This is a genomic window from Okeania sp., from assembly GCF_983059655.1.
On sequence record NZ_CEZPJD010000046.1, the window covers coordinates 1 to 20,705 of the forward strand.

The window sequence follows — 20,705 nt, forward strand, 5'->3', positions numbered from 1 at the left end:
TGTGTCTCATGTATGGCAAGAGTTGTAGGGCTTGAAAATTTATCAAGAAAATATTTATTTGTTATTTGATTCAAAAATATCTGCTAAATAATGTCCATCTTGAGATTGCTTTATGGACTATTGCTTTTTACTTAACTTATAGGAGAAAGGAAATACACCACATATCTGCATTTGGCAACTGAGTTATCTCAAATTTAGGCATTACTGAGGGACATAATTAATATTAAGTAGGCTGGGTATCCTCTATGGAAAGGTTTTTGAGGTTTGAAAATTTGTTAAGAAAAAATATTTGATTCAAAAATATCTGCTAAATAATGTCCATTTTGAGATTGCTTTATGAACTATTACTTTTTACTTATAGGAGATCAGGATAGAAACCACATAATCTGTAATTTAGCAACTTTAAAGTTATCTCAAATTGTAGGCATTGCTGAGGGGCAGGATGATTATTAAGTGGGGTGGGTATCTTGCCTGTGGTGAAAATATTAGGAACGGGCAGATGTCCATTCCACAAAACTATTAAAATCCCAAGCGCATTTATGCAACACTCAAATTAAAGGCCAAGTAATAAGTTAAGGGTATCTTACTAAATCTGAGAATAGTAATGGCCTATAAATGTTATCCTAGCTGTAGAGGCAATTTATTAAGTATAAGGATTATTATAAAATGAAAAATTATGCTTGTATTGCCGTTGGTATAAATCAATATGAGTTTATTCAACCTCTAAGTTACGCTAAACAAGATGCAGAAGAACTGCATAGCTTTTTGTTAAACGAAACAAATTTTTCATCAGAACAATGCCTATTATTAACAGAAAGTAATTTATTACCAATTTGGGAACAACCCACCTATCCTAGCAAAGAAAATATACTAGACCTGATAGAAGACTTTTGCCAAAATCAATTGCAAAAGGAAAATTTTCTCTGGTATTTCTTCAGTGGTTATGGTGTTGTGCATCAAAATCAAGACTATATGATGCCAATTGATGGTAATCCTAAGGACCCTGAAACTACAGGAATATCAATAACTAAACTACTAGAAACTTTGACAATGTCTCCCACGGGAGAAGTTTTGGTTATATTGGATATTAACCACAATCATTTGATGGGAATGGACAACCAAGTTGGTGTTCAAACAGTAGAAGTAGCGAGAGAGTTAGAAATACCTCTGTTAATGTCGTGTAGTCCACAGCAGATTTCCTCTGAAACTTCTGCCCTACGCCTAGGATTTTTTACAGCGGCTATTATAGAAGGGTTACGTTATAGAAAATGTACAACACTCAAAGAGTTAGATAACTTTTTAAGTAATCGCTTACCGGAATTATCTACTCAATATCTACAACCAAAACAAAACCATCTAATAATGGTAAATTCTGCTGAAAAAATGAATCGGACTATTTTACCTCAAAAAATTTACGATGATTCTAACTCTACGAAAGAAAAAGAAAGTTTAATTGTTGATTCATTAGTTGCTTCTACAACAAAAAAACAAATTTTAAAATCAGTAAAAACTCCTTTAACAAATATTACTAAAATAGATATGGTGAATGGTAATAAGAGTCATAATCATCAAATTGAATCTCAAATAAATAGCAAAAATAATATATATATAAAAGCAGAAATGTCTGAAAATATTTCTCAAAACATTAATTCTGATAAATATTTTTTACAAAAGTTGATTGTAGGAAGTAGCCTAACTTTTCTAGTACTTCTATTAGGTGTATTTTTAACAAATAAGCCTATATTTACAGGTACACAAGCGGTAGGTGTAGGGACTTTACCTGGGACAAAAACGGAGATGGAGGAAGATGCCTCATCAGAAGTAACTTTATCAACATTACCTGTAGTCTCTTCTTCTGAAAGTCAATCTCAGGAAAAAACTGATATTGCGAAGGAAGGTAGCGGAAAGCAAGAAGAAAATCAAGCTCCAGCAAATCAATTAATATTATCTGAAGCTATAACTGAACTTGATTCAGTTACAGCTTCTAGTTTTAGTAAAGCAATTATTAAAGCGTCCCAAATTTCTCAAAGCGATCCGCTTTATCCTGAAGCACAAAATCAAATAGAACGTTGGAGTTTAACTATTCTTGATATAGCTAGTGGACGAGCATTAAAAGGAGATTTTGATGGTGCAATTAATACAGCTGAATTAGTACCTATGAATGTCCGACCAATTTATCAAGAAGCACAGTTAGCGATTGCTGAATGGCAACCCCAAGTAATTCAACAAAAAAAAGCTAATAAAGGGTTTAATGAAGCATTACTCAAAACTGCAAAAGAAAAGATTAAACCAGGATTAGCTTCATCTTATATTGAAGCAATTAGTGATGCCCGTAAAGTTCTACCTGGTGAGCCTAAGTATGAAGAAGCTCAAAAACTGATTGCTCAGTGGAGTAATACTATTTTTAGTATAGCTAAAGTGCGAGCCAAAAATAACAATTTAAGTGAGGCTATTTTAGCTGTTGAGTTAGTTCCTTATGGCACACCAGCTTATGAATCTGCTCAACAAGCACTAGCAAGTTGGAAAAATCAACAAAAAACAAAGAAGAAAAATTGAACCAATCGTAATAATAAATGATAAATCAATAGCTATATTTATAAAAATGATAGAAGCATAGTTTACCCATCGCTTTAACTATGCTCTGTTTAAATAGAACTTGCTGATTGATTCTCAAAGTATTGACTGATATTAGCTAAAGCATTTTTTTAAATCAAAAAAAGCTAGTATTTTAGGCTAAATAGGAAAATATGAAGTATAAAAACTTGTTTTAATGAATTAAGCCAATAGCTAAGTTGATTAATAATTATATCTTCACTAATCAAGTAGCTTCATATTGATTTGATATATCAAACAAGAGTTGGTTATTTACTAACAGTAAAAATTCCGGCAAACCTTCTTATTTGTTCTCTCTAAGATGATTGCCTTTTTCCTAAAAGCTATCAAGTTTTTGAAGTAACTCAAATTAAATTCCTATATATATAGGAATCAGGAATGATTTATCAAAGAAATCACTGAGATATCTTGATTAATTGTCCAGTTAGCTTCTCACATCTGATTTCTATAGTTTTTTCAGCGTTGCCGAATTAAGGTATTAAAAGAAAAACTGAAGAACTTCAAATATTTCTCATTCAATGGTTTAGTTTAGCAATTTATAAAAAACATAAATCATACTAAATCCCCGCTCGAGCGTATCAATTAATATTTACAATATCTACTAAATTTTATTGATTTTTAAGAGTAAGTATTTCCTGCATAATGCTGAACAAGCACCCTTTAGTTAGCTTCATAAGGTCGGAAATACGGACTTCATCCATTAGCTTGTTTATATTCAGGAGGTTAGATTTAAATACTAAAATTATTATTTAAGTATGGTTTCAAGCATATATAAAAACCTTAAATCTTTATAATAAATGTGTTTTATTTATTCACAAAAAAGCTGATTTATTAGTACTAATAGCTGTTTGCGCAGCACACCGCAGGAAATGCTTACTTTTTAGATAATTAAAATCTTTAAATAGTGAAGCATTATCTGCTTTTAAATTTTAGTATTTTTAGTTAATTTAGCGTAGTAAGTCAATCTAAATATTCCGACAATTTTAAGATACAGTAATTATCAGGTAAGTATAAAGCAAAGTTGTCTGAAATTATAGTTACTAGCTAATCTAATTACCGATACCGAATTTCAAAAAATAGCTACAATAGGAGTAAAATGTCTGATGCAGCTTAACTGCATTATACATTCCTAGATTCCTTATTGCTTAAGCCTCACATTTTTCCCTCACTAATTGAGAGAATGTTATAAGCAAAAGCTCCCTCAATACTTTACCTTTTTAGTTAATGGATAAGGAGTAAGGATTTTATTATCTACAAGAGTTAAATGGAGTATATCGTCAACAGATATAGTTCCATTTGTGAACTTCTGGAGTTTATTGAATCCTCAATGCTCAATTAATCCTTAGCAAGAGAAAATTAATATAAGGTTATGTAGCTTGTAAACCTAAGAATTTCTGTTAATCAGAAACTCGTCTACTATGACTTATGCCCAGCTAAAATCCGAAAAATTTGATAAACTTCTAGAAGAATTAATCCATAAAGCCTGTTTAAGTATTGATGGAGATTATGTAGAGGTATGGATACCAGATAGTAACGGTACTAGCATAGAGTGTAGTCCAATCTGGTATGGACGACCTGAAATTCAAGAATTATTAACAAAATTTCATAGTTACAGTGAAGAAATAACATTTCCACCTAGTGTTGATATGGCTGGTCGAATTTGGATTTCTCAGCAACCAGAGTGGGAAAAAGATATTAGTAGTGTACCAGAAACAATTTATTTACGAGCGAAAAAAGCAACTGAAGTAGGTCTCCAAACAGCTTTAGGATTTCCAATTTTAGCGAACAATATAGTTGTTGCAGTTATTATTTTTTATGTTCGAGAAATTCGGCAGTACGATCAAAAGATAGTAGATTTAATATTTTCCTTTATCCACTTAGGAGGATTGGTTTCAAATATATCTTCTCCAATGAGACTACTCGATCGTCAAGATTACTTCCGCCTAATGATAGAAAGTAATTCTGATGCAGTTACGGTTATAGATATTGGTGGCAATATTTTATATAATAATTTAGCCTCCGAAAAAGTATTCGGTTATCAAAAGCAAGAATTAATTGGCATAAATTTTCTGAAATTAGTTCATCAGGATGATTTTTTATTTTTTATAGATAAATTAACGGAGATTATTCAGAATCCAGAATCAGCATTAGATATAAAAACAAGATTTTATCATATTGATGGTTCCTCGAATTTATATGATGTGAGAGCAAAAATTTTTTTTCAAACATCAGATGTTGAACAAATAATAATATATATTCGCGATATTTCAAAATTCAATCGGGAAGATTTTTTACTTAAAAACGATTTATTTTATACAAAAAAAATAGTAGAAATTAGTAGCAATGGAATAGTTAAATTCGATCTTAATTATAACTGTATAGATTGGACTTGTAGAGTTGAAGAAATATCAGGTATTAATAAAAAGGATGCTATTGGTAAATCAATATTCGATCTATTAGTATTTACTGTAAATTACAAAAAAAAATCAGAAAATAACTTTTTCAAATCTCAAATAGCCAGTAGTAAAAATGCTTTTAATGCAACTATACAATCCACTGCTATAAACACAGAAAAAGAAAGATTATTAGAATTCTATTATTACCCTGTTAACAATGAAAACAATCAATTGATTGGTGGCTTGATTACCATTCGCGATATTACTGAAAACCAAGAGCAAAACACGCAAAAATGTGATATTTTTCAAGACATTTTACTAGAACATATACCTATAGCAGTAGCTATTTTAGACCAAGATATGCGCTACTTATGGACATCTAAGTGTTGGCTAACTGATTACAATTTAATAGAAAAAGATATTATTGGGCATAGTCACTATGAAGTTTTTCCCAACATTACCGATCGCTGGAAGCAAATTTATACAACTTGTCTTGCAGGAACAGTTCAAAAATGCGAGGAAGATCGGTTTCCTAAACCAGATGGTTTATTAGTACGATGGAAAATACACCCTTGGTATAATAGTGAAAGTGACATTGGTGGCATAATTATTTTCACTGAAGTAATCACAAATGATCAATTATCACAGAAAGAACTTGTAGCTCAAAACGATCGCTTACAACAGGTAGTGGATGCTGCAACAGCAGTTGCGCTTATTACTACAGATATTGATGGTCAGATTACTGCATTTAATTCTGGTGCAGAGAAACTTTTGGGTTATCATAGACAAGAAGTAGTTGGTAAAGAAAACCTGACAATATTTCATGACAAATTTCAATTAATAGAACGCACCAAAGAATTAAGTCAGAAATTAAATCGCTCCATAAAAGATTTCGATACATTAGTAGAATCAGCAAGGCAAGGAATTTTTACATCTCAAGAATGGAATTATCTTAGAAAAGATGGCTCTCGTTTATTAGTAAGTTTAGTCATCACAACACAACTTGATAGTGAAGGAAAAATTATTGGATTTCTTGCTACGGCTATTGATATTACACAACAAAAACAAACAGAAAATAAACTAAAAGAAGCAGAAAAAATTCTTCACGGTTTCTATACAGTAGCTTCAGAGACAGACCAAAATCTTGATACTTTTTTACAAAGAATTTTGGAAATGGGGCGAAAGCAATATGGAGTAGAAATAGGAATCTTAGCAAACATTAAGGGAGAAACTTATGAAGTAGTCGCATCTCAAGTTCTCCAAGGATTTCCTTTTTCGATCGCAGCAGGAGATACAACCGATATAAAACAAACTTATTGTAGCGAGACAATCAAAAAAAATGAACCAATAAGTATTGAAGCAGCAGGAAATTCAGAATGGCAAAATCATCCTGCTTATGCTCAAACATTTTTTAAGCTAGAAACTTACATTGGCTGTAGCGTAATAGTAGAAGGTAACCCATATGGTACTATAAGCTTTGCAAGTCCATACCCAAAACCAGAACCTTTTAAAGAGAGCGATCGCCAGATATTAAAACTAATAGCAAAATGGGTAGGAAATCAGGTAGAACATTATTCCTCAAAAGCTGCCCTAAAAAACAACATAAAACACATTTTACTCCATAAACGGTTAACCACAGAAATTCGTTCTAGCTTAAATAGCGATCGCATATTTCAAACAGCAGTCAAACTAATAGGTCAAACATTTAAAGTAAATCGCTGCTTAATTTATTGCTATATTGTTAAACCATCACCACAAATTCCTCTAGTAGAAGAATATCTTGAATCAGGTTATAAATCAATACAAGGTCTATCACTAGTATTAGAGGAAAACCATAATCTGCAAAAATTATTAGCTCAAGACGAAGCTATTAGTAGCGACAACACCAACTTAGAGCCATTATTATTCAAAGATGCTTCAGTTTGTTGCTTATTAGGAGTAAAGTCAGTATTAGCAATTCGCACCTCATATAAAGGAGAACCGAACGGAGTAATTGTTTTACATCAATGCGATCGCATTCGTCATTGGGCTGAAGAAGAAATATATTTATTGGAGTCAGTTGCTGTACAAGTAGGAATTGCCCTAGCACAAGCTGATTATGTGGAGCAAGAAAAACGGCGACAAATACAGCTACAAACTGAAAATTTGGAGTTAGAGGCGGCTAAACAAGAAGCTGAATCTGCTAATCGAGCTAAAAGTGAATTCCTCGCTATGATGAGTCATGAAATTAGGACTCCTATGAATGCAATAATAGGCATGACTGGGTTATTACTGGATACAAAATTAGACTCTCAACAACAAGATTTTGTAGAGACTATTCGTAATAGCAGTGATTCATTACTCACAATTATTAATGACATTCTTGATTTTTCTAAAATTGAATCTGGGAAACTAGAATTAGAAGACCAACCTTTTAATCTCCGAAGTTGTGTAGAATCAGCTTTAGATTTAGTAGCTTCCCAAGCTGGTGCTAAAGGTTTAGAATTAGCTTATATTATTCATCAAGATACCCCCGAAGCAATAGTAGGTGATGTGACGAGGCTACGTCAAATACTTGCCAACTTACTTTCTAATGCTGTTAAGTTTACTGATAGCGGAGAAGTTATTGTCTCAATAAATGGAAAAAATTGGTTGTCAGCTAATAGTCAATTGCCTTGCCCAGAAAATATTAATAATCACCAAACAAGTACAAACTCAGCCATCAAAAGAAATCCTACACCTGTTGACAACCTATATGAAATTGAATTTGCAGTAACAGATACAGGAATCGGAATTCCCACAGATAGATTAGAAAGATTATTTAAACCTTTTAGTCAAATAGATGCTTCCATGACCAGGAATTATGGAGGTACAGGTTTAGGATTAGCTATTAGTAAAAGGTTAAGTGAGGCTATGGGTGGCCAGATGTGGGTGGAAAGTGAAATAGATAAGGGTTCTACATTTCACTTTACGATGATGGCAATGGCAACTGACACAAATACTGAATCTAAGCTCAAAAAATCACAGCCTGAACTTACAGAAAAGCGCCTACTTGTAGTTGATGACAACGCAACTAATCGCCAAATTATTACTCTTCAAGTAGAATCTTGGGGAATGAATGTTGTAGCAGTGGAGTCAGGAAAAGTAGCTCTAAATTTACTCCGCTCTGGGAGAGTTTTTGATATTGCAGTACTAGATTTACAAATGCCAGAAATGGATGGCTTAAGCCTAGCAGAGAAAATTCAATCCATACCAAAATATAAAAAATTGCCTTTAATAATGCTAAGTTCAATAGGCAAACTGACATCAGAAGAAATTGCTGGAAGAGCTTCGTTTGCAGCTTTTGTGAGTAAACCAATTAAACAATCTAACTTATATGAAATGTTGGTTTCTGTACTAGGAGTACAACGAGTATCAGTTAAACCTGAAGCTTCAAAAGCAAAATCAATATTAAGTGATGAAGTAGAAGTTGAATTACCATTACGCATACTGATAGTAGAAGATGTAACAGTAAACCAGAAAGTAGCTTTACTATCTTTAAAAAAACTAGGTTATCGTGCTGATATCGCTAATAATGGGTTGGAAGCTCTAGAAGCATTGCGTCGTCAACACTACGATTTAGTTTTCATGGATGTACGAATGCCAGAAATGGATGGCTTAGAGGCAACAAAACGAATTTGTCAAATTTTCTCTGAAGTCAAACGACCTTGGATAGTAGCTATGACTGCTCATGCGATGCGGGGCGATCGCGAGGAGTGCTTAGAAGCAGGAATGAATGATTATATAAGTAAACCAGTTCGAGTGGAAGCATTGGTCAAAGCATTAAATAATTATATTAGTCATAGAAAGCCAAGGCAGAAAAATGATTTGCCAACAAACAGTTTGGCAGTAGAAGATAAGGAAGATAAGATAGTTGAAGTAGTAAAAGAGGTTGATGCACAATCAAATCAACTTAATCAAGGGTTAATTACAGAACAAATTGTTAATCTAGAAAATCAAGTTCAAAATAAAGATAAGACAGTTGAAGTAGTAAAAGAGGTTGATTCACAATCAAATCAACTTAATCAAGGGTCAATTACAGAACAAATTGTTAATCTAGAAAATCAAGTTCAAAATAAAGATAAGATAGTTGAAGTAGTAAAAGAGGTTGATGCACAATCAAATCAACTTAATCAAGGGTTAATTACAGAACAAATTGTTAATCTAGAAAATCAAGTTCAAAATAAAGATAAGATAGTTGAAGTAGTAAAAGAGGTTGATGCACAATCAAATCAACTTAATCAAGGGTTAATTACAGAACAAATTGTTAATCTAGAAAACCAAGTTTCAGTAGAATCAAATATTACTGTACAAAATAATCTAGTATTAGAAGATGAAGATCGAAATGATCATTTATCTCTAGTCAATTCTCAAAATAAAAATATGAACTTTATAACTCCAGCTATTGATGAGTCAGTATTTGAATATTTAAGAGAGCAAGCTGCAGGGGGAGACGAAAGCATTTTACAAGAAATAATAGATAGCTACTTAGAAGAAGCTCCTCAAAAGCGAGATGCAATTATAGCAGCAATATCAGCTAAAGATGGGACTGAATTAAGAAATGCGGCTCATGCTCTAAAATCTCTTAGCTTAACCATAGGAGCTAATAATTTGGCTCAACTATGTGGACAATTAGAAGCAATAGGCAGTATGGGCACGACAGAAAATGCAGATAAATTAACAGAAGTAATGAATCAAGAACATCATAGAGTGAAAGTAGAATTACAATCAAAAAATAGAAATAAATCTATAAAATGATTAAATCAGGTTTTTGGACTGTAGCACCCCGAATATTAATAGTTGATGATGAAAATACTATTCGACTAATACTACGTCGTATTTTGCAGAAAGATGGGTATCAAGTTATTGAGGCAAATAGTGGGGAGCAATGCTTAGAAATTTGTCAAAAACAATTAGCAGACATGGTATTACTTGATGCAATGATGCCTGGGATGGATGGCTTTACTTGCTGTGCCAAACTACATCAGTTATTGGGAGAAAATAGTCCACCAGTATTAATGATTACAGTTCTTGACGACCAAGCATCTGTTGATTTAGCATTTCAAGTAGGGGCAACAGATTATATTACTAAACCAATTCACTGGGCAGTTTTACGTCAACGAGTTAGACGGTTATTGCAAACTCAATGGGCAATGAAAGAACTACGACGACAAATAGAAAAAGAACGGATGTTGAGTGAGAAACTGGAAAAAGCTAATCAAGAATTGGAGCGTTTAGCTTCTTTGGATAGTTTAACACTGGTTGCTAATCGTCGCAATTTTGAGAAGTTTATAGAAAGTGAGTGGAAACGTTCTCATAAACATGGTTTGCCTTTATCCATAATTATGTGTGATGTGGATTTTTTTAAAGCTTATAATGATACCTATGGCCATCAAGCAGGAGATATTTGTTTAAAGAAAATTGCTGATACTATTATCCAAAATGTTAATCGTTCTACTGATTTAGTAGCTCGTTATGGAGGTGAAGAATTTGTAGTTGTTTTACCAGAAACGGATGTAGAAGGAGCTGTTTATGTAGCAGAAAAAATTCGTAAAAGTATTAAAGATGCTGCTATTGCTCATCAAGGTTCAAAAATTACTAACTGTATCACAATTAGTTGTGGGGTTGCTACTAGAAAATCATTATCGTGGGAATCAGACTTTAATTCTCAGCCTAGTGATTTAATTAAAGAGGCAGATTCAGCACTTTATGAGGCTAAATCTCAAGGGCGCGACCGAAGCTTTTTCAAGAATAATTATTATTCTCAGTGAATGAATTTAATAAATGATAAAACAACTGAGTAATTATATACTTTTGATCGATAATATTTTTCGGCAAAAAATAAAGATATCGCTGCGGGGAATGATGTTTTTATCTTTGATTATTCCCACATCAATTACAGTTTTATTTCTCGCCTGGGCATCATTACAAAAAGAACAAATAGCAGTTAAGCAATTAGCTAATCAACTTAACAGTCAAACAGGTAACATTGTTACCCATGATTTAGATAATTATTTAGAAGTACCTAGTTTTATTCATAACATTAACCAGGATTTAATTAAGTTAGGATGGTTGAATTCTAATGATTTAATCAAAACCAAGGATTTGTTTGTTCAGCAAATAAAACAATATAATGTCGGCCAGATTAATTTTGGCAGTACAAATGGACAGTTTGTAGGAGTAAAGAGAAAACAGGATAATAGTTTACTCATCAACTTAATGAATAAGTTAAGTTCAGAAAATCTCACAGAAATATCTAAAAGTAACGAATATAATTATCAAATAGAAAGTTGGTATAGAGATGTTATTAAAACAGGTAAACCTGTCTGGAAGAAAATTGATAATTCAGAATATTCACCAGAATCAGGAGCAATTTTAGCTAGTTATCCAGTCTATGACCGGAATAATAGTCTCATTGGAGTATTAGCAGTTGAGTTACCTATCTCAGAAATTGATAAGTTACTTCAGAAAGCAAGTATAACTCAATCAAATTTAATTTATCTTATAGAAAAATCGGGGATAGTTGTTGCTAGTAAATCAAGTCAATCATTAGATAATTATAGGGAAATATTAATTCAAGAAATAGGTAATAAATTAAAAGAAAATTACTATGATGTTAAAAGTACAAAAGATTTAGAATTAACAGTTACAGGGCAGCAATATTTTGTCAAATTAATACCCAATCAAAATCAAGATTGGTTAATTGTAGTGGCTGTTCCCAAATCAGAATTTGCACCACAAATTAAGACAAATTTTCAAATAACTCTCTTTTTATATTTATTAGCAATGGCTTTGGTTATCTACTTAGGGATGTTAATCTCTCAATGGATAACTAAACCTATATACAAATTATTAAAAGCAGCTCAAAATCATCTGATTAATCAAGTTAATGAAGAAGATTTACACTCATGTTTAAAAATAGTTGAATTTAAGGAAATTGAAGATTTAGTACGATATTTTATTCAAATCAATCAACATCTAAAAGATAATTTTAGAGAGAGCGATCGCTTTTTTGATATTTCTCTTGACTTATTAGTAATTTTTGGTACTGACGGTTACTTTAAAAAGCTTAATTCAAGTTGGTCAAAAATTTTAGGTTATACCACAGAAGAACTATTAACAGTACCTTATATTGAGTTTGTACATCCAGAAGATAGAGATATTACTCTTGTAGAAGTCCAAAGTATTACTGATGATGCTCAAGCTATCAAATTTCAGAACCGTTATCGGACTAAAGATGGTTCCTACCGTTGGCTAGTTTGGAATAATGTTCCTTTCTTAACAGAAAATTTAATCTATGCAGTTGTACGAGATATTACGGATGAAAAAGAAACTTTAGAAAGTGTTCTCCATAGTCAAACACAATTAACAGAAGTAGAGAAAATTGCTGGTATAGGATGTTGGGAAAATGATTTGACTACAAATCAATTAATCTGTTCAGAAGAAGTTTACAAGATTCTTAGTATACAACAAAAATCAACTTTTGTAAGTATAGAAGATTATTTTAAATTAGTTCACTCTGATGATTTGTCAGCAATACAAAAAGCAATTGATTTAGCAATTAATCAAGGTCAAAGCTATGAACTCGAGCAACGAATTTTATGTCCAGGTGGTGAACTAAAATATATATCAATTACAGGAAAGCCAATTTTTGACGAGAAAGGTGAAGTCAAAAAAGTTTTTGGGACATTTTTAAATATTACTGAACGTAAACAAATAGAAGCAGCATTACAAGAAAGTCAAGACATATTTCATAAACTAGCAGAAAATATCAATAGTGTTTTCTGGGTACACGACCCTCACAACAATCAAATTTTTTATATTTCTCCTAGTTATGAAAAAATATGGGGTTATCATCGCGATGAGTTATACAAGTCACCCCACTCTTTTCTAAATGTGATTTATCCAGAAGACCGCCCAAAGGTAGTGGAAGCTTTAGCAAATTTCACGGAAGTGGAAGAAAAGCAAGAATATCGTATTATGCTACCTAATGGAGAAATACGTTGGATTTTGACTCGTGCCTTTCCTATCAAAAATCGGGCAGGGAAAGTTGATAAAATAGCTCGAATAGCACAAGATATTAGTGAAGACAAACTAGTAGATACAAAGTTACAACTAATTCAAGAACGATTGCAATTAGTATTAGAAAACTCAGGTGATGGGTTATGGGATTGGAATATTGCCACGGGCGACTGCTATTATAGTTATCGATGGTTAGAAATGTTAGGCTACAATTCAGGCGATCTTCCTAAGAAGATAAATTCTTGGGAAATGCTAATTCATCCAGAGGATAAAGTTTGGGTGATAGATGCTTTAAATTTGCACTTGGAAGATAGTTCATTTATCTATGCTTTTGACTATCGGTTACAAACTAAATCTGGTGAATGGAAGTGGATAGCAGTTTACGGCAAAGTTGTAGTCAGGGATGAAGCAGGCAAAGCAGTGAGAATGATTGGTACTCACAAGGATATTAGCGATCGCAAAGCAGCAGAAGTAACCCTTAAGCAACAACTGGAGTTAGAAAAACTTGTGGCTAATATCTCTACTAGCTTTATTAACCTTAATCCTAATGAAATTAATAGTAGTATCCAGATAGCATTAAAGCAACTTTGTGAGTTAACAGGGTCAGATCGTAGTTATATGTTTTTAGTAAGTAGCGATCGACTTCAAGTTAGTAATACTCACCAATGGAGAGCGACAAAAACAGAAGCTAAAATTGAAGATCAACAGAATTTTCCTATAGATTATTTACCATGGATAATGGAAAAACTGAATCAATTTGAGGTCGTACATATACCATTAGTTTCCAATTTACCTCTGGAAGCAAGTAGAGAAAAACGAATATTATCAGCGCAGTCAATTCAATCTTTGTTGTGTATTCCTATGGTTTCTGGAGATGAATTAATTGGTTTCGTCGGTTTCGATACAGTAAGTAAATTATGCAGTTGGACAAGATCTACAATTAATTTGTTAAAAATTATTGGAAAAATTTTTGTTAGCGCTCTAGAACATCAAGAAGCTGAATTAGCATTGCGAGAAAGTGAAAAACGTTTTCGGATGATGGCTGATAGTGCTCCTGTATTAATTTGGATGTCTGGAGCTAATAGTCTTTTTAACTATTTTAATAAAAGATGGTTAGATTTTACCGGGCGTAACTTAGAACAAGAAGTTGGTAAAGGTTGGTTCAAGGGAATTCACCCTGAAGATGTACAATATTATTTGGAAAATTACCGAGTAAATTTTTATACCCATCAATCGTTTACTGTAGAATACCGTTTGAGAAGAGAAGATGGCGAATACCGTTGGATTTTAAATCAAGGGGTTCCTAGATTTAATCTCAATGGCAAGTTTGCTGGTTATATTGGTAGTTGTATTGATATTAGCGATCGTAAAAAAGCAGAAGAACAAATCCAAGATTCTCTTCAAGAAAAAGAAATTTTACTTAAAGAAATTCATCATCGAGTGAAAAACAACCTACACATTATTTCTAATTTATTAGATTTACAATCAGATTATATCGAAGATCAAAAAGTGCAGGAATTATTTGCTGATAGCCAAAATAGAATTCAAAGTATGGCTTTGATACATGAACAACTCTATCAGTCAAAAAATTTAGCTGAAGTTGATTTTAGTGAGTATATTCATGCTTTGATAGATAATTTGTTTTGTTCTTACGCGGATAGAGAAAGTATCATTCAACCTATCATTAATGTAGAAGCAATAACTCTTAATTTAGAAACTGCAATTCCTTGTGGCTTGTTAATTAATGAATTGGTGACTAATTCATTTAAACACGCTTTTCCTAATAATGAATCTGGAGAAATATGTGTTGAATTACATCAAGATAGACAAGAAAAAGTTTATATTACAATTAAAGATAATGGTATTGGTATTCCTCCAGATATTGATTTGCAAAATATTTCTTCTTTGGGGTTAAAATTAGTGCGAATTCTTTGTAAACAATTGAAAGCTGAAATTGATTTTGATGGTTGTCAGGGTACAACAGTTAATTTAATATTTTCTCCTCTCAAGTATAAATCCAGATTTTAAATTACAGAAGTTTTCATTTGGGTAGAGTAGGGACGTTCCATGGAACATCTCTACAAGGTTTTGATTGTGAAGGTAGGAAATTTAAGTTTTTTTCTTGCTTAATAAATAGCCTTCTTCCTTCTTCCCTCTTCCTTCTACGATATTATAAATTTTCTGCTCTTTCCAACAAGGTTTGACTCAGAGCTAAATCTTCTATGAGTTTTAATTTACGTTTTTCCTGTTCTGCTAATAGCAACTTCTGCTCTTTTTTCTGATTCTGAATATCGATGTTATGACCAATAGCCACCGGAATACTACCGATTAAAAAATTTATTGGTAAGCTCCCAAAATTTCTATCTCTAACTATACCAGTCAAACTACTAATCATTATAAAGCTAAACCAACCAAGAGAAATAATATGTTTTCTTGGACGAAATTTTGATGTAGAATTATTAGACATATCTTCCCACTCCAAACAATTGAATAAAACTATCTAGGTCCTTGTAGTTAGATCCTTCATGTCATCAGGAAATTCCGGAAAATAGTAACGATCGCTCCGATCATTTCAGTTATCAGTTATAAGTAATAACCTGTTGAAGCTAGAGACTTAAAATACTGAAGCAGGACTTACGAACGCATATGAAACTATACACCATTTGTTGGGAAAATTTGTCGGGGGTTAACAGCCGTTAACCCTTACCATAAGTGGTGGTTATCTGTAAGTCCTGTCATACATCTATTTAGCAACGCCGTTCATCGATTATCTATTTTCCTTTACTTTTGAACTGGAAGAAAATCAAATGCTCCTAATCTTATGCGTTCTTCAAAGCATTAGAGGGCTAAATCCATGTTTGATAGATAACTGACCAATTAGTTTCATTTTTTCGACAGTAATTAAATTACGTCCCCAAGAAAAATTAGTATATAACTTTTCAAACTCCAATAGCATTGACTCTGCAAAACAAGCAAATAATTGACGACCAGGCACGTCCATGTTGACAATGTTCATAATTTTCCAGTCAATATCAAGAGAGTGTTCTACTATTCCACCACTAAGAACATAGATTCCTTCTTGTTGAACTTTAGTTGCCATGTTTTTTGGATAACCACCGTCAATCAATAAACAAGGTTTCTTCAAAACATTTGGATCGATTGCTACACCCTTGGGCATACTAGCTACCCAAACAATAATATCTGCTAGAGGTAAGGCTGCACTTAGTTCTAAAATTTTACCTCGTCCTAATTCCGCTTGTAGATTTTTTAGCCGCTCTTGCTCACGAGCTATTAATAATAATTCTGCCACTTCTGTTTGAGTATTCAACCAGCGACAAACTCCACTACCAATATCACCAGTTGCTCCACATATTGCAACAGTTGCTTTTGACAATTCGATTCCTAACTGTTGGGCAGCTTGTTCCACTTGCTGACAGAGAATATAGGCGGTATGAGTATTACCAGTAGTAAAACGTTTAAATTCTAATGTAATATTGCGAATTTGCTGAAATTTTTGCAAGTTAAAATTCTCAAAAATAATTGATGAGAAGCCTCCCAAAGCAGTTATATCAATACCATGCTTCTGAGCGTGAGCCATAGCATTCATTATTTTACGAGTTGCCGCTTTGATTCGGCGAGCTGCTAGCATTTCCGGCAGAAAACAAGATTCTACATACTTGCCTTCTATTTTTTGACCTGTGATACTTGTTACTTTAATTGTATCGACTATTTGAGGCGGAGCACTACACCAGAAATCAAGACCTTGATCTGCATACTCTGGATACCCTAAATCTCTTGCTACTGATTGGGCGTGTTCTAAGCTAGTTAGATGACCAATTAGACCAAACATTAAATTGTAAGTATTATTAGTAAGTAAGTTAGTTATTGTTGATGGTATGTGGAAATCAGGCAGGAATTAGTATATGGCAGTTGGCAACTATATATTTTCACTATGAAAAAGTTTTTTGTTAAATGCTATGCCATTATTTATTCCTCATCCCAATTTCCATTTTGATTGAAATCAACTATGCGGCAACCAGACCATAAGCTGACATCCGCATGATTTCTCCAGTTGTGAAGCCAATATTGTTCAAAGCTTCGCCATAAGCAATCATAAAGTCTTCAACCAAAGCATCTTTTTCCATTTTCATGTTCTTAGCATCTTTTTCCACCTGGTTCAGCATTTTCCATACCAGGGGTAAGTTTTTGCGATTTGCTTCCTGTAGTTCTGCTTTGGAGTCTTGAAAATGCTCTTTTAGCCATACTTCGCCAAAGTTGAGGTGGGTATATTCATCTTTGACTACACCTTCAGTAATTTTCCGAGCAAAGGGGTCGGCAACTGGTATGTAGATATTGTAGGCTGCGATCGCAAAGCATTCAATGATTAGAGATTGAATTAGCAAACAAGTAACTACATTACCTGTTTTTGCTCCTTCTTGGAAGTTTTGATGTAGTGGCTCAAAAAAACTTTTGGCGAATTCCATATCTGGTGTCACCTTCAGATTTCGGCCACAGGCTTGAAAGCCTTTTTTGTGACGACTTTCCATTTTTGAGAGGCCCTTGAGCTGCTCTTCGTGATCTGGTAACATTTCTACTAGACTTATATAGTTTTCATATGCCTCTTGCTCTCCTTCAATCACAATTGCATTGATTCGGCTGTAGGCATCTTTGTAAGTTTCACTTTCAAATATTGTTTTGTCAGTTTCACTTTGAGAATCTATTGTTGAAATTGCTTCAAGCTTTGGCATCAGTTAGTTATCTCCTCATGAAAAAATAGCTTTATCAAGGCAAAGAAAAATATTTGGTTTATCTTAACTTAAGCTTATAGTTTACTGTACCTACTTTCTAGAATAATTGCCTAGTCTAACTGTAATTTATTCGGTAGCTATGGCCTTAATCTTGGTGAAAACCTCCATTTCTGTCAATTCTAGTTTAGTTTTCAGTATAAATGCTTAGTCACAATTAGATTATACATCAATCCACTGACCATTTTAACAGAAACAGTAAGAAGTCCAGTAAACTCTAGTCAGAGAATTTTGTAAGAGATAGAGACCGATATTATCATTAAAAATATAGGGAGGAGCATTACCTGGTTTATGAACAAGGACTACCTGTAGAAGTTGAAGCATCCTTTTGATGTCCTGCAATGAACAAACTAGGAAATATGTCAACCTCATAAGTACAGTGAATATTGACTCGGCTTGATTATTGGTATTTTAAATTATACTTTGTTACTTATGGCCATTATTTATATTACATTAGTTTATAATGGCCAATAATTCTTTAATATTCTCTTGGTTAGAATAGTTAAGTTAATTATTATTCAAAAACTTTGGTGCAGATATTAAGGGTTTACCTCTCTCATCTGTTATGGCATCTTGATTTTCTTCTCTCAATTTTTGAGATTGGTCTGAAGGTATAGGTATAGTTTGATACTCTACAGCTTCTGAAGTTGGAATTTGATCTTGTACAGATGGAGCTGTACTCAGCCAGGTTTGCCAAACTCTAATTTGACTCTGAGCGGAGTTATAGGCAATACTACTTACTGGAATTTTGCTAGCAATCTCTATAGCTAGTGGTACATTTCGATTAACTTCGTCCATAGCAATCGATAAAATTTGTTGACCCCATTGATTAATCAACTGGGAAGCTTCCGATTTCCTAGAACTATAAGTTGGTACCATCTGTGCTAAAGTTATAGCTTGAGCATAACCATCTGCTGTCCCTAATGCTGCTGCTTGACGAGCATTCTCTAAACTTTCTTCTACATCTTTTTGAGATTGCCACTGCCGTATTTTAGAGCTAGCTTGGGAATATAGAACTCTTCCTTGTTGAATCTGTTGTGCTGTAAAAATTGCCTGTTCTAAATTACCTGAAGATGCTAGAAGTTCTGCATTATCAAGAATTGGTTGATCTTGAAAGCGTTGAACTCTTTGTGTCCACCTTTGGATTTTCTGTTGAGCTTCTTCATACAGAGTTCTGCCCCTAGCAATTTGACTTGCTTCATCAATGGCAGCTTGTATAGAACTAATATCGCCAAAACTTGCTAATTTTTCTGCTTTTTCCAAATAAGGCCGGTCTTCTTGTTGCTGTAGTTGTCTACTCCAATCTCCTATTAAAGTAGTTGCTTCTTGTCCACGGGGGTTATAAGGAGGAACAGTCTGTAATTTAGCGATCGCCACTTTCAAATCGCTAATTCCTCCTGGTTGGGCTAGTTTTTTTCCTTCTTCTATAATCTTGACATCTGCAATTTCTTGTTGCCAAAGACTAATTAACTGTTGGGCTTTGCTGTAAAGAGGTCGTTCTGTTTTGAGTTTTTGGGCCTGAGCAATAGCATCTTCGAGTCCTGCTATTGTACCAAGGTTAGCTGGAGAATGGGCACGAGCTAATAATTCTATATCTTTGACTTTTTGCTCTAGGACATTATTTTCAGGAACTTTATTGACTATCTTCAGTGCTTCTTGCCAATTTCCTTCATTTAGTTTGGCTAAGGCTATATCGGCTATTTGTTCGCCCAAATTTAGTATTAACTTTTGAGCAGTCTGATAGAGATAGCTATTTTTTCCAATTGATTGAACTTTGTTGGCAGCATTCGTGAGATTATCTAGTCCACCTTGTTCTCCTATCTCTCGTGCTTGGTTTAATTTAGTACCTTCTTTGCGAGTTCTTTTGATGTCGTTAATTAGTTCCTGGTATTTTTTCGTTTCCCAATGTACATTTGGTATTGACAGTAGACGAGAAGCTTCCATGGAAGCTTGGTTCCATTCTTCCTGACGCAGATGTTCTTGAGTTTTTTTATAGGTTGTTTCAGCTTTAGTCCAAGTTTTTTGCCAATTTTGAATCTGTTCTTTGACGAGTGGATAAGCTGAAACTTTCTGAGGTACTTTTTGGGCAATTTTAATAGCTTCTTCTAATTTTCCATCTTGGAAAGCTAAATCTCCGAGGGACAATATTTTTTCAGACCATTGTTCAATGTAACCATCAATATTTGGACGCATTGGATGGTCATTTGATAATACATCTACTAAATTAATTGCTTGAAGTAAACTATCTACGGTGGGAGAAGTAGCTAGTATCTGAGCACAATAAAGACGTTTGCTGGCTGATGCCGTTGGCCAATAACTTGCTTCACAATCTGCCTGAGAAGGTAATTTGAATAAAGCTGATATGGCTGTTATACCTGCCCCAGTAGGAACTATTACTAATAGTGTTATCCAAAATAGCCATTTTATCGGCCAAAGATTGTTTGCAGATTTCGGGCTTTTTTGCTTAGTTTTTTCTATTGAAGAAACTGAATGTTTTTGCAGAGTGGAAGGTTTTGCCAAATGTTTATATGTTTGTATTTGACTGCTATCCGTTCTAAGTTGTTGCAGTCTTTCTAAGCGGTTTTTCCTACGTTCAGGTAGTTGCCATTGGGTTTGTTTTTTTTGCTTCATCTGGCGTAGTGTCCGCCAACGATCTATTGTTTTGTATTTTTCATTCATATACACTACTTATCCGGAACAGCAAGCAACAGATATATTCCATGTTTAATGACTTTCCGGTTAGTTTAACCTAATAGGCAAGCCTTTATATACAAAGTTAAATTTAGGCTTCAATTATCTGCGGTTTCTATGTATACACTATTTTGGGTAAAGATGCAACCTTGATGTGTAC

Annotated in this window: 8 protein-coding genes; 4 read left to right on the forward strand and 4 right to left on the reverse strand. The window is 33.4% G+C overall.

Features of this window, described 5'->3' with window-relative positions:
* Positions 1–666: 666 nt before the first annotated feature.
* From AC3DU7_RS04970 to AC3DU7_RS04985, 4 genes are all read left to right on the forward strand, one after another.
* On the forward strand, positions 667–2,556 hold the full coding sequence (locus tag AC3DU7_RS04970; RefSeq protein ID WP_488038250.1) for a caspase family protein: 1,890 nt from the start codon (positions 667–669) through the stop codon (positions 2,554–2,556).
* A gap of 1,475 nt (positions 2,557–4,031) precedes the next feature.
* Positions 4,032–9,785, forward strand: a complete 5,754-nt coding sequence (locus AC3DU7_RS04975) for a response regulator (protein WP_488038251.1) — start codon at positions 4,032–4,034, stop codon at positions 9,783–9,785.
* On the forward strand, positions 9,782–10,798 hold the full coding sequence (locus tag AC3DU7_RS04980) for a diguanylate cyclase (protein WP_488038252.1): 1,017 nt from the start codon (positions 9,782–9,784) through the stop codon (positions 10,796–10,798). Before AC3DU7_RS04975 ends, AC3DU7_RS04980 begins: the two co-directional genes overlap by 4 nt.
* Before the next feature lie 91 nt (positions 10,799–10,889).
* Positions 10,890–15,077 (forward strand): PAS domain-containing protein, encoded by a 4,188-nt coding sequence (locus AC3DU7_RS04985; RefSeq protein ID WP_488038253.1) that lies wholly within the window; start codon positions 10,890–10,892, stop codon positions 15,075–15,077.
* A 142-nt stretch (positions 15,078–15,219) separates the two neighbouring features.
* On the opposite strand, the gene AC3DU7_RS04990 is transcribed toward AC3DU7_RS04985, so the two are convergent.
* The 4 genes from AC3DU7_RS04990 to AC3DU7_RS05005 all read right to left on the reverse strand — a co-directional run bounded on the left by AC3DU7_RS04990 (position 15,220) and on the right by AC3DU7_RS05005 (position 20,533).
* Complete coding sequence (locus tag AC3DU7_RS04990; protein WP_488038254.1) at positions 15,220–15,516, reverse strand: hypothetical protein; 297 nt, start codon at positions 15,514–15,516, stop codon at positions 15,220–15,222.
* Positions 15,517–15,879: 363 nt separating this feature from the next.
* Positions 15,880–16,899 (reverse strand): long-chain acyl-[acyl-carrier-protein] reductase, encoded by a 1,020-nt coding sequence (locus AC3DU7_RS04995; protein WP_488038255.1) that lies wholly within the window; start codon positions 16,897–16,899, stop codon positions 15,880–15,882.
* 175 nt (positions 16,900–17,074) lie between these two features.
* Positions 17,075–17,797 (reverse strand): aldehyde oxygenase (deformylating), encoded by a 723-nt coding sequence (locus AC3DU7_RS05000; protein ID WP_488038256.1) that lies wholly within the window; start codon positions 17,795–17,797, stop codon positions 17,075–17,077.
* 564 nt (positions 17,798–18,361) lie between these two features.
* Complete coding sequence (locus tag AC3DU7_RS05005) at positions 18,362–20,533, reverse strand: hypothetical protein (protein ID WP_488038257.1); 2,172 nt, start codon at positions 20,531–20,533, stop codon at positions 18,362–18,364.
* Positions 20,534–20,705: the final 172 nt, after the last annotated feature.